This is a genomic window from Lentilactobacillus sunkii DSM 19904 (genome assembly GCF_001435575.1).
GTDB classification, from domain to species: domain Bacteria; phylum Bacillota; class Bacilli; order Lactobacillales; family Lactobacillaceae; genus Lentilactobacillus; species Lentilactobacillus sunkii.
The window spans coordinates 165005-183291 of sequence record NZ_AZEA01000003.1 but is presented as its reverse complement, the minus strand read 5'-3'; the positions used below and the strand labels follow the sequence as shown (position 1 = coordinate 183291).

Annotated in this window: 21 protein-coding genes; 5 read left to right on the top strand and 16 right to left on the bottom strand. The window is 41.9% G+C overall.

Translation table 11 applies throughout. The annotated features are described in order from the left end of the window. Positions 1-146 precede the first annotated feature (146 nt). The gene (gene aldA / locus FD17_RS04265) at positions 147-1622 is read left to right on the top strand and encodes an aldehyde dehydrogenase (RefSeq protein WP_057823962.1); all 1476 of its coding nucleotides are present in this window, start codon (positions 147-149) and stop codon (positions 1620-1622) included. Positions 1623-1851: 229 nt separating this feature from the next. On the opposite strand, the gene FD17_RS04260 is transcribed toward aldA, so the two are convergent. From FD17_RS04260 to FD17_RS04235, 6 genes are all read right to left on the bottom strand, one after another. Beyond that, positions 1852-2571 carry a sulfite exporter TauE/SafE family protein gene (locus tag FD17_RS04260; RefSeq protein ID WP_057823961.1) on the bottom strand — a complete coding sequence of 240 codons (720 nt, stop codon included), beginning with the start codon at positions 2569-2571 and terminating at the stop codon, positions 1852-1854. Positions 2572-2597: 26 nt separating this feature from the next. Beyond that, positions 2598-4013, bottom strand: a complete 1416-nt coding sequence (locus tag FD17_RS04255) for an MDR family MFS transporter (protein WP_057823959.1) — start codon at positions 4011-4013, stop codon at positions 2598-2600. Between the two features lie 155 nt (positions 4014-4168). After that, positions 4169-4612: a hypothetical protein gene (locus tag FD17_RS04250; RefSeq protein ID WP_057823957.1), complete on the bottom strand. Its 444-nt coding sequence runs from the start codon at positions 4610-4612 to the stop codon at positions 4169-4171. A 15-nt stretch (positions 4613-4627) separates the two neighbouring features. Continuing rightward, a complete protein-coding gene (locus FD17_RS04245) occupies positions 4628-4942 on the bottom strand; it encodes a hypothetical protein (protein WP_057823955.1) in 315 nt (104 codons plus the stop codon). Then, a complete protein-coding gene (locus FD17_RS04240; protein WP_057823954.1) occupies positions 4939-5304 on the bottom strand; it encodes a hypothetical protein in 366 nt (121 codons plus the stop codon). The genes FD17_RS04245 and FD17_RS04240 overlap by 4 nt, the downstream gene beginning before the upstream one ends. A gap of 373 nt (positions 5305-5677) precedes the next feature. Further along, on the bottom strand, positions 5678-6820 hold the full coding sequence (locus tag FD17_RS04235; protein WP_057823952.1) for an NADH-dependent flavin oxidoreductase: 1143 nt from the start codon (positions 6818-6820) through the stop codon (positions 5678-5680). 134 nt (positions 6821-6954) lie between these two features. Here FD17_RS04235 and FD17_RS04230 point away from each other — a divergent pair, with 134 nt between their 5' ends. Beyond that, complete coding sequence (locus tag FD17_RS04230) at positions 6955-7413, top strand: nitroreductase family protein (protein ID WP_057823950.1); 459 nt, start codon at positions 6955-6957, stop codon at positions 7411-7413. A 237-nt stretch (positions 7414-7650) separates the two neighbouring features. Here the strand turns inward: FD17_RS04230 and FD17_RS04225 are convergent, their stop codons facing one another. From FD17_RS04225 to FD17_RS04190, 8 genes are all read right to left on the bottom strand, one after another. Beyond that, positions 7651-9090: a C69 family dipeptidase gene (locus tag FD17_RS04225; protein WP_057823948.1), complete on the bottom strand. Its 1440-nt coding sequence runs from the start codon at positions 9088-9090 to the stop codon at positions 7651-7653. Between the two features lie 70 nt (positions 9091-9160). Further along, positions 9161-9589 (bottom strand): hypothetical protein, encoded by a 429-nt coding sequence (locus FD17_RS04220; protein WP_057823946.1) that lies wholly within the window; start codon positions 9587-9589, stop codon positions 9161-9163. Positions 9590-9697: 108 nt separating this feature from the next. Then, positions 9698-10678 (bottom strand): TMEM175 family protein, encoded by a 981-nt coding sequence (locus FD17_RS04215; RefSeq protein WP_057823944.1) that lies wholly within the window; start codon positions 10676-10678, stop codon positions 9698-9700. Between the two features lie 112 nt (positions 10679-10790). Beyond that, positions 10791-12299, bottom strand: coding sequence for a phosphoenolpyruvate carboxylase (gene ppcA / locus FD17_RS04210; protein WP_057823942.1), 1509 nt, complete (start codon positions 12297-12299; stop codon positions 10791-10793). A 263-nt stretch (positions 12300-12562) separates the two neighbouring features. Next, positions 12563-12994: an OsmC family protein gene (locus tag FD17_RS04205; RefSeq protein ID WP_057823940.1), complete on the bottom strand. Its 432-nt coding sequence runs from the start codon at positions 12992-12994 to the stop codon at positions 12563-12565. 111 nt (positions 12995-13105) lie between these two features. After that, a complete protein-coding gene (locus tag FD17_RS04200; protein ID WP_057823939.1) occupies positions 13106-13540 on the bottom strand; it encodes a hypothetical protein in 435 nt (144 codons plus the stop codon). 53 nt (positions 13541-13593) lie between these two features. Next, positions 13594-13881, bottom strand: a complete 288-nt coding sequence (locus FD17_RS04195) for a putative quinol monooxygenase (RefSeq protein WP_057823937.1) — start codon at positions 13879-13881, stop codon at positions 13594-13596. A 40-nt stretch (positions 13882-13921) separates the two neighbouring features. Next, a complete protein-coding gene (locus tag FD17_RS04190; RefSeq protein ID WP_057823935.1) occupies positions 13922-14554 on the bottom strand; it encodes a DUF3862 domain-containing protein in 633 nt (210 codons plus the stop codon). Between the two features lie 252 nt (positions 14555-14806). Here FD17_RS04190 and FD17_RS04185 point away from each other — a divergent pair, with 252 nt between their 5' ends. After that, positions 14807-15571 carry a DUF4931 domain-containing protein gene (locus tag FD17_RS04185; RefSeq protein WP_057823933.1) on the top strand — a complete coding sequence of 255 codons (765 nt, stop codon included), beginning with the start codon at positions 14807-14809 and terminating at the stop codon, positions 15569-15571. Between the two features lie 69 nt (positions 15572-15640). On the opposite strand, the gene FD17_RS04180 is transcribed toward FD17_RS04185, so the two are convergent. Both FD17_RS04180 and FD17_RS04175 read right to left on the bottom strand, forming a co-directional pair. Then, a complete protein-coding gene (locus tag FD17_RS04180; RefSeq protein WP_057823932.1) occupies positions 15641-16675 on the bottom strand; it encodes a baeRF6 domain-containing protein in 1035 nt (344 codons plus the stop codon). A 129-nt stretch (positions 16676-16804) separates the two neighbouring features. Then, the gene (locus tag FD17_RS04175) at positions 16805-17023 is read right to left on the bottom strand and encodes a hypothetical protein (protein ID WP_057823930.1); all 219 of its coding nucleotides are present in this window, start codon (positions 17021-17023) and stop codon (positions 16805-16807) included. Between the two features lie 197 nt (positions 17024-17220). On the opposite strand from FD17_RS04175, the gene FD17_RS04170 reads away from it, so the two are divergent. Both FD17_RS04170 and FD17_RS04165 read left to right on the top strand, forming a co-directional pair. Next, the gene (locus FD17_RS04170) at positions 17221-17775 is read left to right on the top strand and encodes a VanZ family protein (RefSeq protein ID WP_082617125.1); all 555 of its coding nucleotides are present in this window, start codon (positions 17221-17223) and stop codon (positions 17773-17775) included. Positions 17776-17832: 57 nt separating this feature from the next. Further along, positions 17833-18234, top strand: coding sequence for a pyridoxamine 5'-phosphate oxidase family protein (locus FD17_RS04165; RefSeq protein ID WP_057823925.1), 402 nt, complete (start codon positions 17833-17835; stop codon positions 18232-18234). Positions 18235-18287: the final 53 nt, after the last annotated feature.

Below are 18287 nucleotides of genomic sequence, written 5' to 3'. Positions count from 1 at the left end.
TTAATTCATCATAAGCTTAGTCTGTTTCAGCAAAGTAAAACCCAAGCACCAACAAAGTAACATCAAAAATAAAAAATATTTGTTCCTGCCACATGGCGTTCAATTACACTGCTGCCGACAGGTATCTTGAAAGGGAGCAAAATATTATGGCACAAAATGCTGTTGCATTAAAACATTATCAAATGTACATTAACGGAAAATTCATGGATTCAAAGTCAGGCAATGAAATTACTGTTCTTAATCCATCAACTGGCGAAAAGATTTCAACAGTTCCAGCTGCAACCCGTGAAGAAGCTAAAGAAGCGATCGATGCTGCATATGAAGCTGAAAAGTCATGGAAGAAAGTGCCAGCCGCAACCCGTGGTCAATATTTGCACGATGTTGCTACTGAAGTTCGTAACGAAAAAGATCACTTGGTTGAAATGCTCCAAGAGGAACAAGGTAAGATCAAGTCATTAGCTACAACTGAAATTATGTTCTCAGCAGATTACTTCGACTACATGGCAAGTGCTGCTCGAACATATGAAGGTGAAATTCTTCAATCCGACAACAAGAACGAAAACATCATGATTGCTAAACAACCAATTGGTGTTGCTGCCGGAATCTTACCATGGAACTTCCCATTCTTCTTAATTGCTCGTAAAATGGGTCCAGCTTTGGTAACTGGTAACACCATTGTTATGAAGCCATCTTCAGACACACCAAACTTGGGTCTTGAATTTGCTAAGATCTGTGAAAAAGTTGGTATTCCAAAGGGTGTTGTTAACATTATTTCCGGTCGTGGCTCAGTTGTTGGTGATGAACTCACCAAGAACAAGAAGGTTGGCATTATCAGCTTGACTGGTTCTGTTGATTCTGGTAAACGGGTAATGGCCGGTGCTGCTACTCACATGGCTAAGGTATCACTTGAATTAGGTGGTAAAGCTCCAGCCATTGTCTGCAAAGATGCTGACATTGACTTGGCTGTTCAATCAATTATCGATTCACGAGTTGATAACAACGGACAACTTTGCAACAACTGTGAACGGGTTTACGTTCAAGAAGATGTCGCAGATGAGTTCATCAAGAAGTTATCAGACAAGATGTCAAAGATCACTGTCGGCAACGTTATGAAAGACGAAAACGTCGGCATGGGTCCACTGATCAATCAAGAAGCTTTGGATAAGGTTGCCGGAATGGTTGACCGTGCCGTTGAAGCTGGCGGCAAGATCACAGCCGGTGGTCACAAGTTGAACATCGAAAATGGATTCTATTACGAACCAACTGTTATTACTAATGTCAAGCAAGATTCAGAAATCGTTCAAGACGAAATCTTTGGCCCAGTCCTCCCAGTATTGACCTTTAAGACTTTGGATGATGCCATTGAAATGGCAAACGATTCCGACTTCGGGTTGACTTCATCAATCTTCACCGAGAACTTGGACAACGCAATGCGTGCTGCCAACGAACTTGAAGATGGTGAAACTTACATCAACCGATTCAACTTTGAAGCTATGAATGGTTCACACTCAGGCTGGAAAGAATCAGGTATCGGTGGAGACGATGGTCGTCACGGTATCGAAGAATTCTTGAATACCCACGTCATTTACCTTCAAGGACATCCAGAGAAGGCACAAGGATAGAGTGCGACTAAGCCCGGGTTGATCCCGGAGCATAAGTTAAAAAAACTAGCGATGAACGTTTCTTGTTCATCGTTAGTTTTTTTGGCTTATGTAGCAGGGATCAGGGCTGTCGGAGCACGTTTAGTCCAAATAACAGTGAACCAACCACAATCAAAAAATGCATCCACTAACAAGCTCAAACCGAGCTGTGTTAATGGATGCCTTTAGCATAAACAAGTGACGAAAATATTTATTGAAACAAATAAAACAGTCCACTAACCCCAATCAACACAAACACACAAGTTTGGATCATCTTAATATTCATGTGAACAGTTACCCTGTTGGCAATCATTGTTCCGATGACACCACCTACGACACCAAACAAAATGAGCGGGATATCATTGACACCAAGGATACCGTTGTAGAACCGGACACTTGTTATATACAATTGATCCATTAGGAAGAAAGTCTGAATACAGGCTAAGTATTCTTCTTTGGTTTCGGCCAATGACAGGAAGTAAAGCGCCATTAATGGGCCGCCAATTCCAAAAAGACCGTTAAAGAAACCAGAAACAACCATGAAAATAATGGCTATGTAAATTGGATAGTGCTTTTTCGTCTCTGATTTAACGAATAAAAAGTAAAGTGACAAAGCAACCAGTAAGCCGCCAAGCATGGCTTTCAGCAAATGGACATCAATTTGGTCAACCAATTTTAACGCCATGAAGGCGACACTGGCATAGACAAGAAACGGCCAAATAATCCGTTTGAACTTTACGCTGTGACGATACCGCCAAGCCAGCATGATGTTGGCAACTGACATAATGAGAGACGCCACACCTGCACTTTGGGGGATTGGCAGGATAGTTGGCAGAAAAACCATTAAAACGATTGCTGAGCCAAACCCAGTAATTCCCTGCACAATCCCAGCCAAGATGGCAGGAAGTAATACAAATACAAAGTTTGTCATACCAGGGCTCCTTTCTGATGGGCTAACTAAATATGCGACAATTTTTCATGGGGATGCTTATGCGCTTTTGGTGTTGACGAATGTTGCGTGTACAGCTTGCGAGACATAAATAATGCTATGATCAGGAATGCCAGGCACATGGTAAAGCCTGCCTGGATGCCTATCTGCTGATTGTGGGCGTGGCCCATGAATGCATGACTTGTGATATTAATGGTGGCAACAATAATTGCTGTTCCAAACGAAGCGGCAATTTGTCTCAAGGTGTTAAATGCTGCGACACCGTCGGCAATCATCTCATTGGGTAGAAACGAAAGTGCCTGAGTCTGAATGGGAATGAGAATCAAAACTAATCCCAACTGTCGAATGGTCTGGCCCACCGTCAACATAGCCACCGATGCGTTGACATCAATGAACGCCTGCATCATGGTTCCAAAACAGTCAATCAGAATTCCGGTTGTGACGATAATTCGAACCGGATATCGGTCAAATAATCGGCCACTGACTGGTGACATAAACCCGGTTAATACCGCACCTGGAAGTAATGCCAAGCCGGAAATGATCGGACTTTGGCCCATGATCGTTTGAATTAATAGGGGTAGGAGAATCGTGTTTCCATACATAGTTGAAACGATTAACGAATTAACGATGGTTGCAGTCGTAAACTGCGAATTTTTAAAAACATTCAAGTTGACGAAGGGATGATCGGAATCCTTTTGCGTCAAAACAAAGATGGTGATCAAGACAACACCGATGACAAACGGCAGCCAGACGGTGATTGATTCAATTGAGTACTGACTGACGTTTGAAAAGCTCCAAAGTAATCCCAACAGTCCCAAACTAACGGTGATTAAGCCCTCCACATTAAAGGCTGGTTCTTGATTCGTTGGCACTTTGGGCAACAGTTTCAATGCAAAGATTAAATCGATGACGATGAATGGAATAACCAAAATGAATAAGTATCGCCAAGAAAAGAAATTCAATATGATTCCGGAAAGGGTTGGCCCGATAATTGGTGAAAAATTGAATGCCAACCCAACTATTCCCATAACCGCGCCTTTCTTGCCAGGTTCAGCATAACGAATTGCCAAGGTGTTAACCAGTGGCATCATCATTCCTGAACCAATTGCCTGGATCATCCGGGCAACAATTAAGATGAAGAAGTTAGGGGCAACGGCGCCCACAAGAGTTCCCAACAGGAAAACGCCGGTAAATGCAATAAAAAGTGAACGGAACGTAAACCTCTTGGTGAAGTAGGCACTCACAGGGATCATGATGGCGTTAACCAACATGTAGCCGTTACTAATCCACTGCACCGTTGCTGAAGGCACGTTGAATACTTTCATAAAAGTCGGCAGGGCAACGTTCATGAGGGTTGAACAGAGAATTCCGAAGAATGCCCCGAACACCATGATAAATAAGGCATATTTAATTTTTTTCGACATGAACAGCACTTCCGATTATGTATTTTTAAAAATGGCACTCTAAATAGTGTAATTTTAAAAAAGGGGAATTGCAACAAGTATATAGATTTTTGCTAATGTTAAATTTAGAAATAAAAATGGAATTGCAATTGATCTCTTGCAATTCCACTTGTCATTTATGCTTTTTTGGATACCCGATAAAAATACGGTGAAAACGGTGTTCCCTTTGCAATATTCATACCATCATAATAAATATGAACATAACCGTGACCAACTCGTTTGAATGTAAAGCGGGCTTTGCGCAGTTCGTTCAGTTCATTAGTGCCAACAATTGTGTAGGCTTTGGAGCCAACGTGTTTCCACTTGGTGTTCTTGATGTGCCAACCGGCTGATTGGGTGAGGTAGGCATTGACACTGTTCTTTTTCACCCGCACAGATTCATAACTATAAAACTTTTTCATACCAAAGTATCGGCCGATATTAATCGTCTTATTCTTCCAGTGACCGCGAAGCGCGGTTGGCGTGCCATTATGCCAGGTTGCCGCTTGAGTTGTTGTGGCTGCTCCAAGAAATCCCAGTGAGGCAATCGTGGCCACAAATAATTGAGTCCCTTTGTTCATAACTGTCATCTCCAATTAATTTGCTTGATCAAACTTGTTTACCAGCTGAATGACCATGCTTGGCTCACTGCCCGGAAGCGCACGGTAGACGACGTAATCCCCGGGAACCAGGTCAACGGATTCCAAGTGGGCTGACTGGGCGACACTAAAGCCGGCAACCTCGTAATAGGCATGGCCGTCAACATCCTCATCGGTTAAAGTGACGTTGACCGAATCAAGTGGTGCGATGTCTAATGATGCTCGGCGGAGTGCCAGATACTGGTAGTTGATTGAGTCAACCATAATCGTAATTTCGTTGTTGGTGCAGGGGACACTAATGGTCTGTTTCAAATTGGCTTACTTCCTTCTTTGAGTTTCGCATGGCGAATATCATTTACATTTATTGTAACCATCTTATCGGTTTGAAGATAGATAAAATTATCATTCGCACCGATTACAATACCACTTATATTATAAACGTTTAAGTAGCCGTCATCATTTAATTGAAGCGTAATTTGTTTGGAGTTCTGCCAACTGTCTTGTAAGATGCGGTCGATCACTTCTGGATCCTGTTCCGGGAGCCGATGAGTCGGGACCTCCTCGACTTTTTTGTCGGTCATATCCTGGTTGTGGTCACTTAGAAAATAACCCAGCCACTTCATCATACCGCGGTCATTGTAAAGCCATTGATCCCGTGGAACTTCTCGAATCATGTTAAACACCCCCATGGCTATAATATACGAACATATGTTCTAACCGTCAAGGGGAACATGATTGAAAAATAAAACCCAAAGCTGATTTGCTTGTCAGCTTTGGGATTGGGGGAATGTTACAGTTTGGTTTGCGAGATCATAATTTATTCACATTTTTATGGGAGAATGATTTTATAAAATGATTTGAAAAGAGTGTGAGACAATTGCGAAGTTTGTATGGCTTAATCATAGCAGCGTCTGGTGTGATGTTCCTAATTGATTACTACAGATTATTATTTGGCGGGTTATTAATTTGTGCCTGGGTGGGATACATTGTAATAGTTGCAATTTGTAGTTATCAAATTACTTCTCATTGGGGTAAGCAAAATTGAAATTAAATCCGAATCTGTTTCTCATCTGTGGAAATTGGAAAGCCCTTCTTAAATGCAGTTCGCAAGAAATTCAACAGTGGTGGGGTAATTTGTAGCTCATCCAAATCGCGCAATGAGAAGGTATAGCGAATGGCCTTTTCGTCATCAGCCTCGACCTTTTGAACCCACTTCGGCTCACGGATTAACTCACGGCCCATGGCGGCAAATTGAACGCCGGAGTCGATTAATTTTTCGACTTGAGCAGGGGATGCCAAGTGACCAACGACCATCAGTGGTAAATCATCAGCCAGAACTTCTTGAATTTTTTCAAATAGCGGTTGTTTGTCCTCGCGGTCAACAATTGATCCTTGCCAGGCATCCGCCAAAGAAATGTGTAAGTAATCAATTGGTTTTTTGTTTAATTTTTTAACCAATGCTAATGTGTCAGCCAGCCTGATCCCAGGTTCTTCAATTTCTTCAGGTGAAATTCGGTAACCCAGAATGAAAGAAGGGTTATCAGAGTGCTTAATAACGTCTGCACAGGCATCGACGACTGCCAAGGGGAAATGCATCCGCTTTTCCAATGATCCGCCCCAGTCGTCTGTTCTGCGGTTAGAGTGAGGGCTGAAGAATTGCTGCATCAAATACGTATTTGCACCATGAAGTTCAACGCCATCAAAGCCGGCATCAATGGCAAGTTGGGTGGCGTTGGCAAAATCTTTGATGGTTTGCTCAACTTCTTCACTTGAAAGGGCGCGGGGTGTTTCGGCTCCTAATCGTTCGGGAGCGACGGCGCTGGCAGAAACTGTTTGACGACCGCGAAGGACATGCGAGTTACTCATGCGGCCGGCGCTGAAAATTTGGAGGATTGCCTTAGTGTGGTTGATCTTAATTGCGTTAGCTAAACGAGATAGACCGGGGAGCATCTTCTCATGCGCAACACTGAGTTCACCTTCAAAGCCTTTGCCCAAATCATTAACGTTGGCACATCCAGTAATGATCATGCCGGGACCGCCAGCCCGTAGGCGGAAGTAGTCGACCTCATCATTGGTAATTGAGCCGTCTTCAAAGCTGGACATCTCGGTCATCGGTGACATGGCAATCCGGTTTTTGATGGTGACACCGTTTCGTAATTTTGTTGGTTGTAAGAAATTATAGTTAGTCATGAGAAACCTCCTGAGTGATTATTAATAACTTGAGTGTATCAAATTAAAGTAAATTTTCCAGGTGAAATGAATTGGTTAATTTTATTAAAAAAGCGGTTACAATAGAGATGGAATCAAAATTGGAGGAATAGTAAATGGAAACATTAAAAATGATTCAATCTCGTAAAGCAATTCGTGAATATTCAGGCCAGATCAGTGATAATCAGCTCCACGAAATTCTGGTAGCCGCAAATGCCGGTCCTGTTGGGATGGGGCGTTATGACGATTATCGCTTGACGGTGATTCAAGATCCACAAGTTTTATCCAAGATGACTGGCATTTATGAAGCACCAACTGTGATTGTCGTTTCTATCAAAGCCGATAGTGCGGCTGATGAAATCTCTGCCGGTGCTATTGTCCACAACATGGAATTAGCTGTCGAAGATCAGGGATTAGGTGCTAACTATAATATGGCCAGCTTGGGTTCAATCCCAAGTGACGTGATTCCGGATGGGTTCAAGCCTGCATTTGCATTGACACTTGGGCAGACAAATGAGAAATTTACGCCAAGGGAGATTCCGCTGGATCGGATTAAGACGAATATGGTTAAGTGATTGGATAATAAAATGGATTAGCTTCTCGGGTTAGTGAGAGGTTAATCCATTTTTTTTGGTTGGTTATTTGATTTATAATAGGAAGTGAAGAAACCTTCTTTCTTGCTCCCTTCGGCTTCCAAAACGTGTTCCGACGCAACTGACACTACAATCTAAGACTTTTTTATCAAAATCCAAACCCGGGATTTCAATAAAAAAGGCCTTAGCTTTACGTGTCAAACCGTTGCTCGTCACACTCTACAATTCTCCACCCTTCTCAAACGTTGGCACCATCTTCTCAGCTCTCATTAATAATAGCTGATGGAGCAGGTCCTTGACGTTTTCCGTAATGGTATTGGCAATTTTTTCATTAACCTGATTATGCCATTCGGGAACTTTATCGGCTGCAATATTCTTGAATTCAGCATCAGCTGTTGCGACGGCTGCTCGGCCGTTTGCAAAGCCAAATTTGCGGCTTTCTGAAACAGCAAACATTGCTTCCAGATCATGTTCTGCGAAGAATGGGTCAGCTAACATCGCAACTAACTTGTTTAACCAGTAGAAACTTTCAGTGGTTGTCCGCAATGGGGTGTTCTTGAAGTTGTCCGGGGTATCCGTGCAGTTGGCAAAGAATGGCACTGGCGCGTTGAACTCATTGACACCTTCTGCCAACCAGTGAATAGCTGCGTGTTCAGCAGGGAAGCCTGGACGAATTTGGAGAATGTGCATTTCCTGGTTCCGGTTCATGCCGATTGGACGGTAACGAAGACGGGATTCTTCGGTGCCTGTTTTGCCATAAGGATCAAAATCAGTTCCTTGATAATGGCTGCTCAAGAAGAAAGCAATATCTTCAACTGAGATTAAATGATCAGCTACCCGAGTGAATGGCATGGTCCGGCTCTCAGGATCCTGTTCAATTTCTGGATTGAACATCTTTTGACCATACCAAACACGAGGGGTGTTGTAGTAGTGATCGGCTTGGGTATCTTCCCCGAAGATGTCTCGGAAATTAAAACCGTTCCGTGCTTTATTTAAATGATTCTTCTCGGCGAATTCTTTCAAGTCATCGGAATACATAAAATGATCATGATCACTAAAATCAATTTCTTGAATGCCGGTTTGGTTGGGTGCAACCGCATAAGCATCATCGGGGATGCGTTCAGCTGCCCAATGATGTCCGCCAACCGTTTCAAAATACCATACTTCGTCAGAGTCGGAAAATGCGATTCCGTTACTTTCACAGGTACCATACTTGGTAATAAAAGCACCAAGGCGTTTAACACCTTCGCGGGCGTTATGAATATATGGCAAGGTGACCGTCAACATGGCTTCTTCACCGATACCATCGGGAACCAGAGGATCCAGTCCCAACATGGTAGTATTGGTAAATTCGGTTTCTGTTGAACTCATCGCAACATTATCGGTGTTGATACCTGATTCTCCCCAAACACCATCACTCACGTCCGCGTTAGGTGTTGATGAATAACGAAGTGGATTGTCAGGTAATTTCGTTCTGAACTGATTAAATGTCGATATGTATTCCCGAGGTTGGTCCTCGGGATTAACAGCTACAAATCGTTTGGCATTAATTCCGCCGCCGGCATCCTCATTTCTGGCAATCATTGTTGAACCATCAACAGTTGCCTTCTTACCAGCTAAAAAGGCAGTACAACTTGAAACATTTTGAAAATTATGCAATTAAATCATTCCTTCTAATTTGTGTAGGCCGTATCACTTGATTACGGGATTAAAAACGATTTGAAACTAATTAATAAGCAAAACTAACGATGTTGCTGGTACTCTTTGGCAATACCAAAGCTTGACCATATACCCAGTACTTTTGAACTTTGGCTTTTTTAGCAGTCTTTTTGGTTGTGTACTTTGAGATTCTGTACCAGTTGTACTGGGTGCCTTGGGTAGCATATAAATCAATGGTTACCTTTGAGCCCTTCTTCAAACCGGCTTTCTTCCATGAGATTGTCTTAATATTTTTGAAGCTGCTGTTCTTTGCATGGTTGGTTAATTGAAACTTCTTGTAATTACTGCCAATCTTAGCAGTCATCTTTGTCTTGTGATAAGTCATTGCGCCAGGCATGTTGGCGCCTGCAGCAGCGTTTGTAGCAGGTGCTTGTGATACAGCAAAGAATCCGCCGAAACTAAGCGCAGCAACTGCGAGCATGATACTTTTCTTAATCATAAGAATTATCTCCTTCAATTATGAATATAACGTAAGTGATATACCTACAATTTCAGTATAAAGCTAAATGCTAAAAAATAATAGAAAGTTTACTCACTTTTTACAGGGTTAGTTCCGGTTGGATTTATGGTTCTGATGCTGCTTTTCCTGTTCACTTCGGGCATGCTTTTTTACAGCGTTGGCAAGATTTTTTGAGGCCTCTACTGGATTGTTCTTAAAGTCATACTGTTTCTTAGTGTCGGAAACAAATTGCTGCCACTGCTCACGGCGCAATTTTCTAAGGTCGTCAAGATCTGCATGGCCCTGAGACATCGGGGCTTCGGCTTCAGGATTCACCGGTCGGTCAAGCCAATGATTATATGGATTACGGATGGCATTTGAGTGACCCGCAGATTGAGTGTCGGGAGAAGTCGGTTGGGTTTCAACCATGTGCCTGAACTTCTTTAATTCACCGGTAGGCAGTTGTAGATATTGTTCCCGTTGATCCGACGTTAATTGAGCGGCGTCATACATTTGTTGACGGTCGGAACTGCTGAAGACCATGTAGACGAGTGGGTAGGGTAAAAAGAACCAGAGGACAATTTGTGGGAAGAAATATCCGAATATGATGAGTACAACATTTATTAATGCAAAGTAAATGTTGTGCTTGCCATAAATCTTTGTGTAAATTTCACGCATTTGTGATTTATCAGTATATTGAAAATGAATAACTGCTTTTGCCAGGATTCTAAAGCAGAGTCCGACAATGGCAACTAAGATTCCGTACGCCACGACGGTGATGCTGGTTGTGTTGCTGGCCATTATGTTGGTTGCCAACGGGGTAAGGGACAGCGGAATAAGGTATAAGAAATCATAAAGCATAATCCGATAACTCATATCATCGATCTCATTGAATAATGTGGCATGCTGGTACCAGTTGTTGGCCACAAAGGCAAAGCTGATGATGTAAACGCCAATTTCCTTTGTCAACAGCAGGTAATCACTCATATTATCTTTTAACACGGGCGTCAAATCCAACACCATGATTGTCAAAATGATGGCAATTACCGCATCACTAAATGCATCTAACCGGACTTTTAACTTTTCCATGATCAATCCCCCAGACAGTTAATTCATTAAACTTAATTATATAACTTCACCCACGTAAAAAGACGGGAAATCGAATTGATTTCCCGTCTTATTTCGCTGGATTGATTTTTGATTATCCAAGGAACTTTCTTAAAATGGCTTGACGGCCGATCAAAGTGGTCTTGGTTTCTTTATCGGAAATCTTAACCAAATCGGCAGCTAATCTTGCATGTTTTTCCTGCTCTGGTGTTTCAGGGCCGGCTTTGATATCAAACAATTTCTCAACAGCTTCAATATCTTCATCGACAGCTTTCCAAGCAGGATTCTTTGCTTGAAGGGCGTCTAATGCTTCTTTACTGAAGTATTTGGCAACGTGAGCATAATCATGCTTGATGTTTGGATAATACTTCAGCAACGTATTTAATTCTTTTTCGCTTAGTTTGTTGAGGATACGACCGGTTCCGAGGAACTCTGGTGGAACACCAACCGAATAAAGAGCACCGGTAAAGGTGATCGCACGAGGCATCTTGTAACCATCGACATCTCGTGAATAACCGATGATCCCAACGTGTTGGTGACGATCCCGACGCTTAGGGAATGAATCAAAGACTGGCTGTAAGTCGTTGATCAGCGGATCCAAGGTTTCGTGGTATTCACCAGCGGCCTTCTTTGCAATGTCCAACAGCATCTCTTGATCATCGTGATTGATGATATCAAATTGACTCTTTTGAAGGCCTTCACGCAGCTTGATGATGGCTGGCTCAACAACGTCCAGCGGATAGTCATAACGGAATGCCGACTGGATAGTTGCGGTCTTCAAACCAGGGAATTCTTCGAGATAACGGTCAATCATCATTGGTGACAAGCCGCCACGGAAGATGGTACTTCCTGTTCCGGCGATTGGGTAAATCGGCATGCCGGTTTCCTGCTCAAATTCAGCCAAGCCGGTTAACGCCAACTTGTTACCAATGATACTGTTTAAGAATCCGTTTGAAAGTGCGGAATCGGATCCTGCCAAGAAGACCCGCATGTAATTTAATTCACGGCCAAAGTGGTCTTTGTACATTTCAAGATATTTTTTCAAAATTTGTGGGGCGTGGAGTTGTGATTCAAAGCCTTCAAACAATGGAATCATTTGAAGTGTATCTGAATCTTTGTGCCCAGTGTTAAACTCAGTTGACTTGTAGTGAGAAAGGCTGGCAAATTTGTCTTCCATAGCGATCAATTGATCGGCAGATTGAGTCATTGGCAAAATTGCTTCGAATAACGGGCGTTCCTTGAACCCAAGATCGTAAGCAAAATCCTCAGCAGACAAGATGGTTGTCATTGCCTGCATCAGGCTGTAGCCCTTTTCTTCCCAAATGTTTGGCAGACGGAAAGTCAAGAACTTGTCTTTGCCAAGTGGATGCTTTTTAAAATAGTCGTAGTGTTCAGAATATAAACGGTCGATAACTGATGCATCGGCATGTTTACCTTCCCAGTCCCACATGTATTCGTCGGCATCAAGCTTAGAAAAGTTTTGGTAAGCCTCGTCAATTTCACGAAATGCGGAAACAAATGCGTTATCGCTATGCTTGAAGAACGGAACTCCTGCGTTATCTGGATGTTGAGTACCCATAATATTAGGGATTTTTCTATCCATAAAAGAATGCCTCCTGAGATTTAGTTAAATCATTTAGAATGATTATACAGTAAAACGGGTTGAACTGAAAATAATATTAGAAAATTGTCCAAATTAATAAAAAGATTAAATATCCGAATAATCTTGAATAATTTGCCCAATTAATTAATTATTTTAACTAAATATTACAGCTTAATTGGACTTTTTACCAGCTATTTAAGTGAAATGAAGAACATTCCGGCAAACAAAAAACGCTAATCTTAGGCAAGACCAGCGTTTTAACTTTAATCAAAACTGGTGACTGTTTCTGCGGTGTAGTTGCCGCTGTTCTTTAATAATTTTGATACTGGGCAGCGATTTTCAGCTTCCTGGGCAAATTTATCAGCGGTTTCAAAGTCGACACCTTTAACCATGATCTGGGCGTGAACTAAAAATTGATATTCAGCTCTTTCACCGATGTAAGCAACTTTAACGTGTACTTCGGCGGTGTGGGGAACGCCGTGTTCTCTTTCAACGGCCTGCAGAGTTGCTTCCAAACAAGTTGCCAATGACATGCCGAGCAACTGTTCAGGATTGGTGCCAGGCCTTGAATTGAGTGGATTGCTGGTTTCGACTTTGATTCCGTCGGGGACGTAGGCGTGGCCGTTTAAGCCTTCATCGTTAACTGCTTCGGTTTGATACAGCACTGGCTTATTCCATCTTTCATCTTTTTGCATTTCAATACCTCCCAAGTGTTCTAACCCATATTATAAGCGCTTACACCAAAATCACAATCATTCGGTGCTTACAAAAAGCGGTCCAAGATGTTGTCTTGAACCGCTAAATGACTAATGTAAAAAGTATTGTGAGTCGCCTAATGGTAATGTCACGTTCTTGCGAACATATACTTCGGCATAGTGTGAAGAAGGTGTGTATTTGTCCAAAAGAGCGGTCCGATATTTACCACTGATCTTAATCTTTTTAACTTTGTAGTAATGGGTAATAATGTTTTTATAGCCCATTTTGTACCAACCACTTTTTGTTTTGCTGATTGAAAAGTTGCTGCCACTCCATTTTTGATGGGATGAGCGGGTTCCCGTGTCAATTGAGCGGGAAGTTAGTTTAACGAACGTTGGGTCTTTAATTGATGCCAGGTTTTGGTACCAGGCACCGCGCATTTTACTTGGAACTTTTGAACTTGCCTGAACAGCAGTTGCCGAGATTGGCATTGCTGAAACAGCAAGGGTGATCGTTGCGAGAGTTGCGATTACTTTTTTATTCATAATTTCTCCAATGTTGTTTAAAATTTATTGATAGTTTGATCTGTTAGGATTATTTATTCGTTATAATCCATTCTGATGATGACTGGATCCTCAGTTAAGAAGTCACCGACTCCGGCAAGGAATTTCTGAAAATGGGGGGTGCCGTTGTGTGACTCAACGGCGTCGGCATCCTTCCAATGCTCAATAATTTCGTACTCGGTGTCACTGTGCAGTTTCTTGAAATGGTTATAGCTGATGTTTCCAGCTTCATTTCGAGAACCGGTAACCAGGTCATCGATGAATGCTTCATAATCTTTCTGCATTCCCGGTTTCACTGACAATTCAACGTTAATGACTTTCATCTTTGTAGCCTCCTATAAAATGTTGGGGTCATGTACATCTCTAGTATATCGAAGTTTTGAATTTATTGTTTAACTTATCGTCAGTAAATGTCAAATCATAGGCCGTGCCTTTACTGTCAGTGACGTAAAGTAAGTATTTGCCCGACATTGGTCCTTGACCGGTAACCGATTCACCGTTTGGCGTACCAAGGGAATCGATGGCTGCCTGATATGTAGTTCCCAATCCCAACTTGTCAATTTTTGATTTGGGGATGATCCGTTGCTTACGTTTGGCGGCAGGGGTGTAAGATTTGCCCACCGCTTTGTGATTCAGAAATTGGACTTTGACTTTTGATACGGGGAAGGTTGCGGAAACATCTTCCCATGTGTATTGGGTGGTCTTCTTTGTGATTCCACTCACGGAAACGCTGCTGACTTTTGAAGGGGTGCCGAACAGTTTGATAACTTCATCTTCAGTTGAGCCGTATGAACCGTCATTAATGTCACCGATGTTGATGGAATTGAAATTAGTGTGATTGATGCCTTCAGCTTCCCGATCGTGTTTGTATTCCGCAGCCGTTTTTTGACTGTCAAAGTGATGATCAACTTGTTTTTTAGACGATGTGGAAGTTCCACACGCAGATAATAGCAGTGTGCTGAGTAGTGTAAGTGTGACGGTGATTGGTTTTCCCATAGAATGCCCCCTGACTCTGATATGTATAAGTGATGAACGAATTTGTATGTATTATATACTTATTTGGCATGAGAACAATAGACCAGAACGACAATAATGCAAAAAAAATCTATATTTTTGATTAGCTCTAAAATACGATTAATGATAGGCATTTGGCCAAGCTGTGGACAGAATGGCCGTTATTTGACAGTTGAAGGTTGTTTTCGAATATAATGTACACATAAAGTTGGAAAAGAAAGAAGGGTGAAAGTATTGGCAAATCAACCGCTTGTTTTTGATTATCAGGCTGCCCAGGGAAAGCCCGAAAATATTCGCCATATTGAAGGCTACTGTCCATTTTGCGATGTCGAGCATCTCACAAATATTCTTGCTCAGGATCAGGACCGCATCTGGCTGGTCAATAAGTTTAGAACGTTGGAAGACACGTTTCAAACCGTGGTGATTGAGTCCAGCGAGCATAATGGTGGACCGTCAACATATTCCGTCGAACAAAACCGGGAAGTATTCGAGTTTGCCTTCAAGTGCTGGCACAAGATGATTATTTCCAATAAATATGACAGTACGATTATGTATAAAAGCTTTGGTCCGTTATCGGGTGGGAGCTTGCGTCATCCTCATTTTCAAATTGTTGGGTTGAACAATTATGATGTTTACCAGAATATTGACGAATCCAATTTTACTGGTGTCCAAATTGTCAAAGATGATCAAGTTGAGATGACGCTGTCAACCAACCCAATTATTGGATTTGTGGAAATCAACATCGCCATTCCGGGGGTTGCTCAAATTGATTCACTGGCAGATGCCGTTCAAGTCGTCGTCAAATATTTGCTCAACGATTATATGGGTGGCCGACTGACTTCGTATAATTTATTCTTCTATCAGATGGCCGGCCAGTTTTATTGCAAGGTAGTTCCTCGTTATGCAACGTCTCCGTATTTCATCGGGTATAAAATTTCGCAGGTTCAAAATGATGATCGCCTTGATAAAATTGCTAAAGATATTCGTCAGCGTCTATAGATCATGGAAAACGCAAAAGGAACGGCAGCTGCCGTTCCTTTTGTTTACATTCTTCAAAACAATATGAGATTAGACCGCACTAACAAGTGGGGCATTGTGATCTTCGTTGACCACTGTGACATTGGCATCTTGAGACAAGGCCTGTTTGATCATTTGATTAACCTGGCCGTAAATCTCAGGATCATTATTCTTAATTTCATCTCGGGATGCAACAAATAGATGCCTGATATCCTGAGAATTCAATAAATTTTGAATATTGGTGAAGTCAGTAAATAATTTGTCCTTGAAAGTCTTCGTAATTGCATCAGCTGTGTTTTCACGGTTATCTTTCTCAATGGCTGTATTTACGAGATTGGCGATCTCGGTAGCCGATTGATTTTGAACTGATTGATCGATTTCAACCCTTGCAAGATTAAGGCCGTTATTAACTTTTTTGAATAAGTTAATATTTTGACTCAATCCCATCAAAATGAATTGGTGAGCTGCTAATGCTTGGTCACCCTTCAGGAAGTCCATAATGACTCTGTAATAACGTTCCTGGTCGATTTTCTTTTCCTGGGTTGTTTCGTTATGCCCATGATATTGTGCGTTGCCACCCCGGGCACTAAAGTTCAATTCACCGCCACGGAGCTCCTCACCCAAAGCTTCTTGAACGGTGGATGGGTAATCTTTGATCTCGAGTGGGGCAACCCGTTTGTTGGATAGACTGTACAGTTTACTGTTATCACGATTAAGTTCAATTAACGTGTAATCCATGTTGGGGGCTTCACTCAGTAGTAACAGAAAATCAATTGAGTCCTCAATTCGATAGTCAGCCTCATCGACACTTGTTCGTATCAGATGATAGACATTCTTACCAAGATGATCAGCAATGACAGTCATGCCTTCATAAGGCAATTGCTCACGGGTAAGGTCGTTCACGTCGGTAATAAATGGTTCAATGCCTGCACCAATTTCTTTTTGAATCTTTTTAAGCATGTTCTTAACTCGGAGTTGTTCACTTTGGTCAAACGAAAGCTTACGTAAGTTAAGATTCAAAGTAATCACCGGTGCTTGCAGTTCAGGTAACTTCGCTAAATCAGAAACAGAAATAATAGTTGCCATAAGTAGGACACTCCTTCGTTATTTAATTAGTTATAACTACTTATTTATATAACCTACTTCTATTATATCAGCTTGGGCAATGGAAGTCTTGTAAAGCGCTTTCAAAAATGAATAAACAACCCGGTTATTTTAGGGGTTGCCGTATTGCAGATTGTTGAGAATTGATAGTAGACCACCGAATAAGGTGAATAGCAAGCTGAGAATTGCCAGTGCAACGAACAGATGCCGCCATTTAAACGGGGCTTGTTCACCACGCGCATTCTTGTAGATTAAGTAAAATGCGCCCGCAACAATGACAAAAATTGCAGCTGCTAGAATGATCCAAATAATTGCTAAAACAATATCCATTTTATGCCTCCAAAAATGATGATACTGTTAAAAGTATCATTAGTTGTAACGAATGACAAGAACTCATAAATTACATTTTTCTAAAGCTGATTATGTTCCCTTAACATTTAAGTTTCGCTTAACCGGCGCTTTCTAGAATGAAATTAACAAATCAAATAATTTGCTGATTATTCACGAAAGAAAGGTGGGAAATGACGATGAAATGGCTTCCGTATTTATTAAATATTACCGGTGTTTTGGTTTGGGTTAAGATGCAGTCGGGCAATTTACGGCGATTAACCTGGTGTCAGCTGATCACAATCCTTTCAGCGATGGTCTATATATTGGTCGTCAGCTATTTGACACTAGCGCCCACATCTTATGCGTTTGTCGGACCACAGCAGGTGTCACCAATCATGATCGAAACGGCCCCCATTAATCTGATCCCATTTTGGAGCACAACGGCTGATTTCTATCAAAATGTAATCATGATGCTGCCGATGGGCATGTATGTCGGTCTGCTGCTCCCAAAATTTACCCTGAGAAAAGTACTCCTGACAGGCCTTGGGGTTAGCGTGACAATTGAGCTTTTACAATTAGTTTTGGATCTGAGTGTCGGTTTGTCAAGATGGGTTGATATTAACGACGTCTTGACCAACACGTTTGGCGTCTTGGTAGGGTGGATAGTTTTGAAATTGTTGATGCACACATTTTTGAAGAAAATTCTCAGTCGATTTGAAATCGTTGCCTATCCACGTCAAAAGGGTAAATGATTGCCCTTTGAATCTTCTGGTTCTAAAATAAGCTTACTTAAATTAAGGGGAGATGTTATGATGGCAAAATTGAATCAGGCAATGAAAGATATGATTGCCGGAGAATTATCATATATTTCAACAGTTAATGCGGATGGTGATCCAGATGTTGGTCCAAAGATCTCAATGCGGGTTTTGGACGATGAACATCTGATTTACAACGAAATGACGGGCGGCCAAACTCAAGCCAACATCAACGATAACGGCAAAGCAATTGTCGCCGTTGCCAATGCAAAAGCTTTGAAAGGGTTCCGTTTTGGCGGAACTGGCAAGATTTATACCGATGGTGAATATTATGACCAAGCCGCTAAATGGGCTGAGGGCAAGTTCCCGGTTCCTAAAGGCGCAGGGGTCATTACAATTGAAAAGATTTGGACTCTGGATCCAGGGCCTAAAGCTGGAAAGATATTTGAAGAGTAGAGAATCAAATAAAGCACCGATTCATTAATTGAGATGAACCGGTGCTTTTTGTT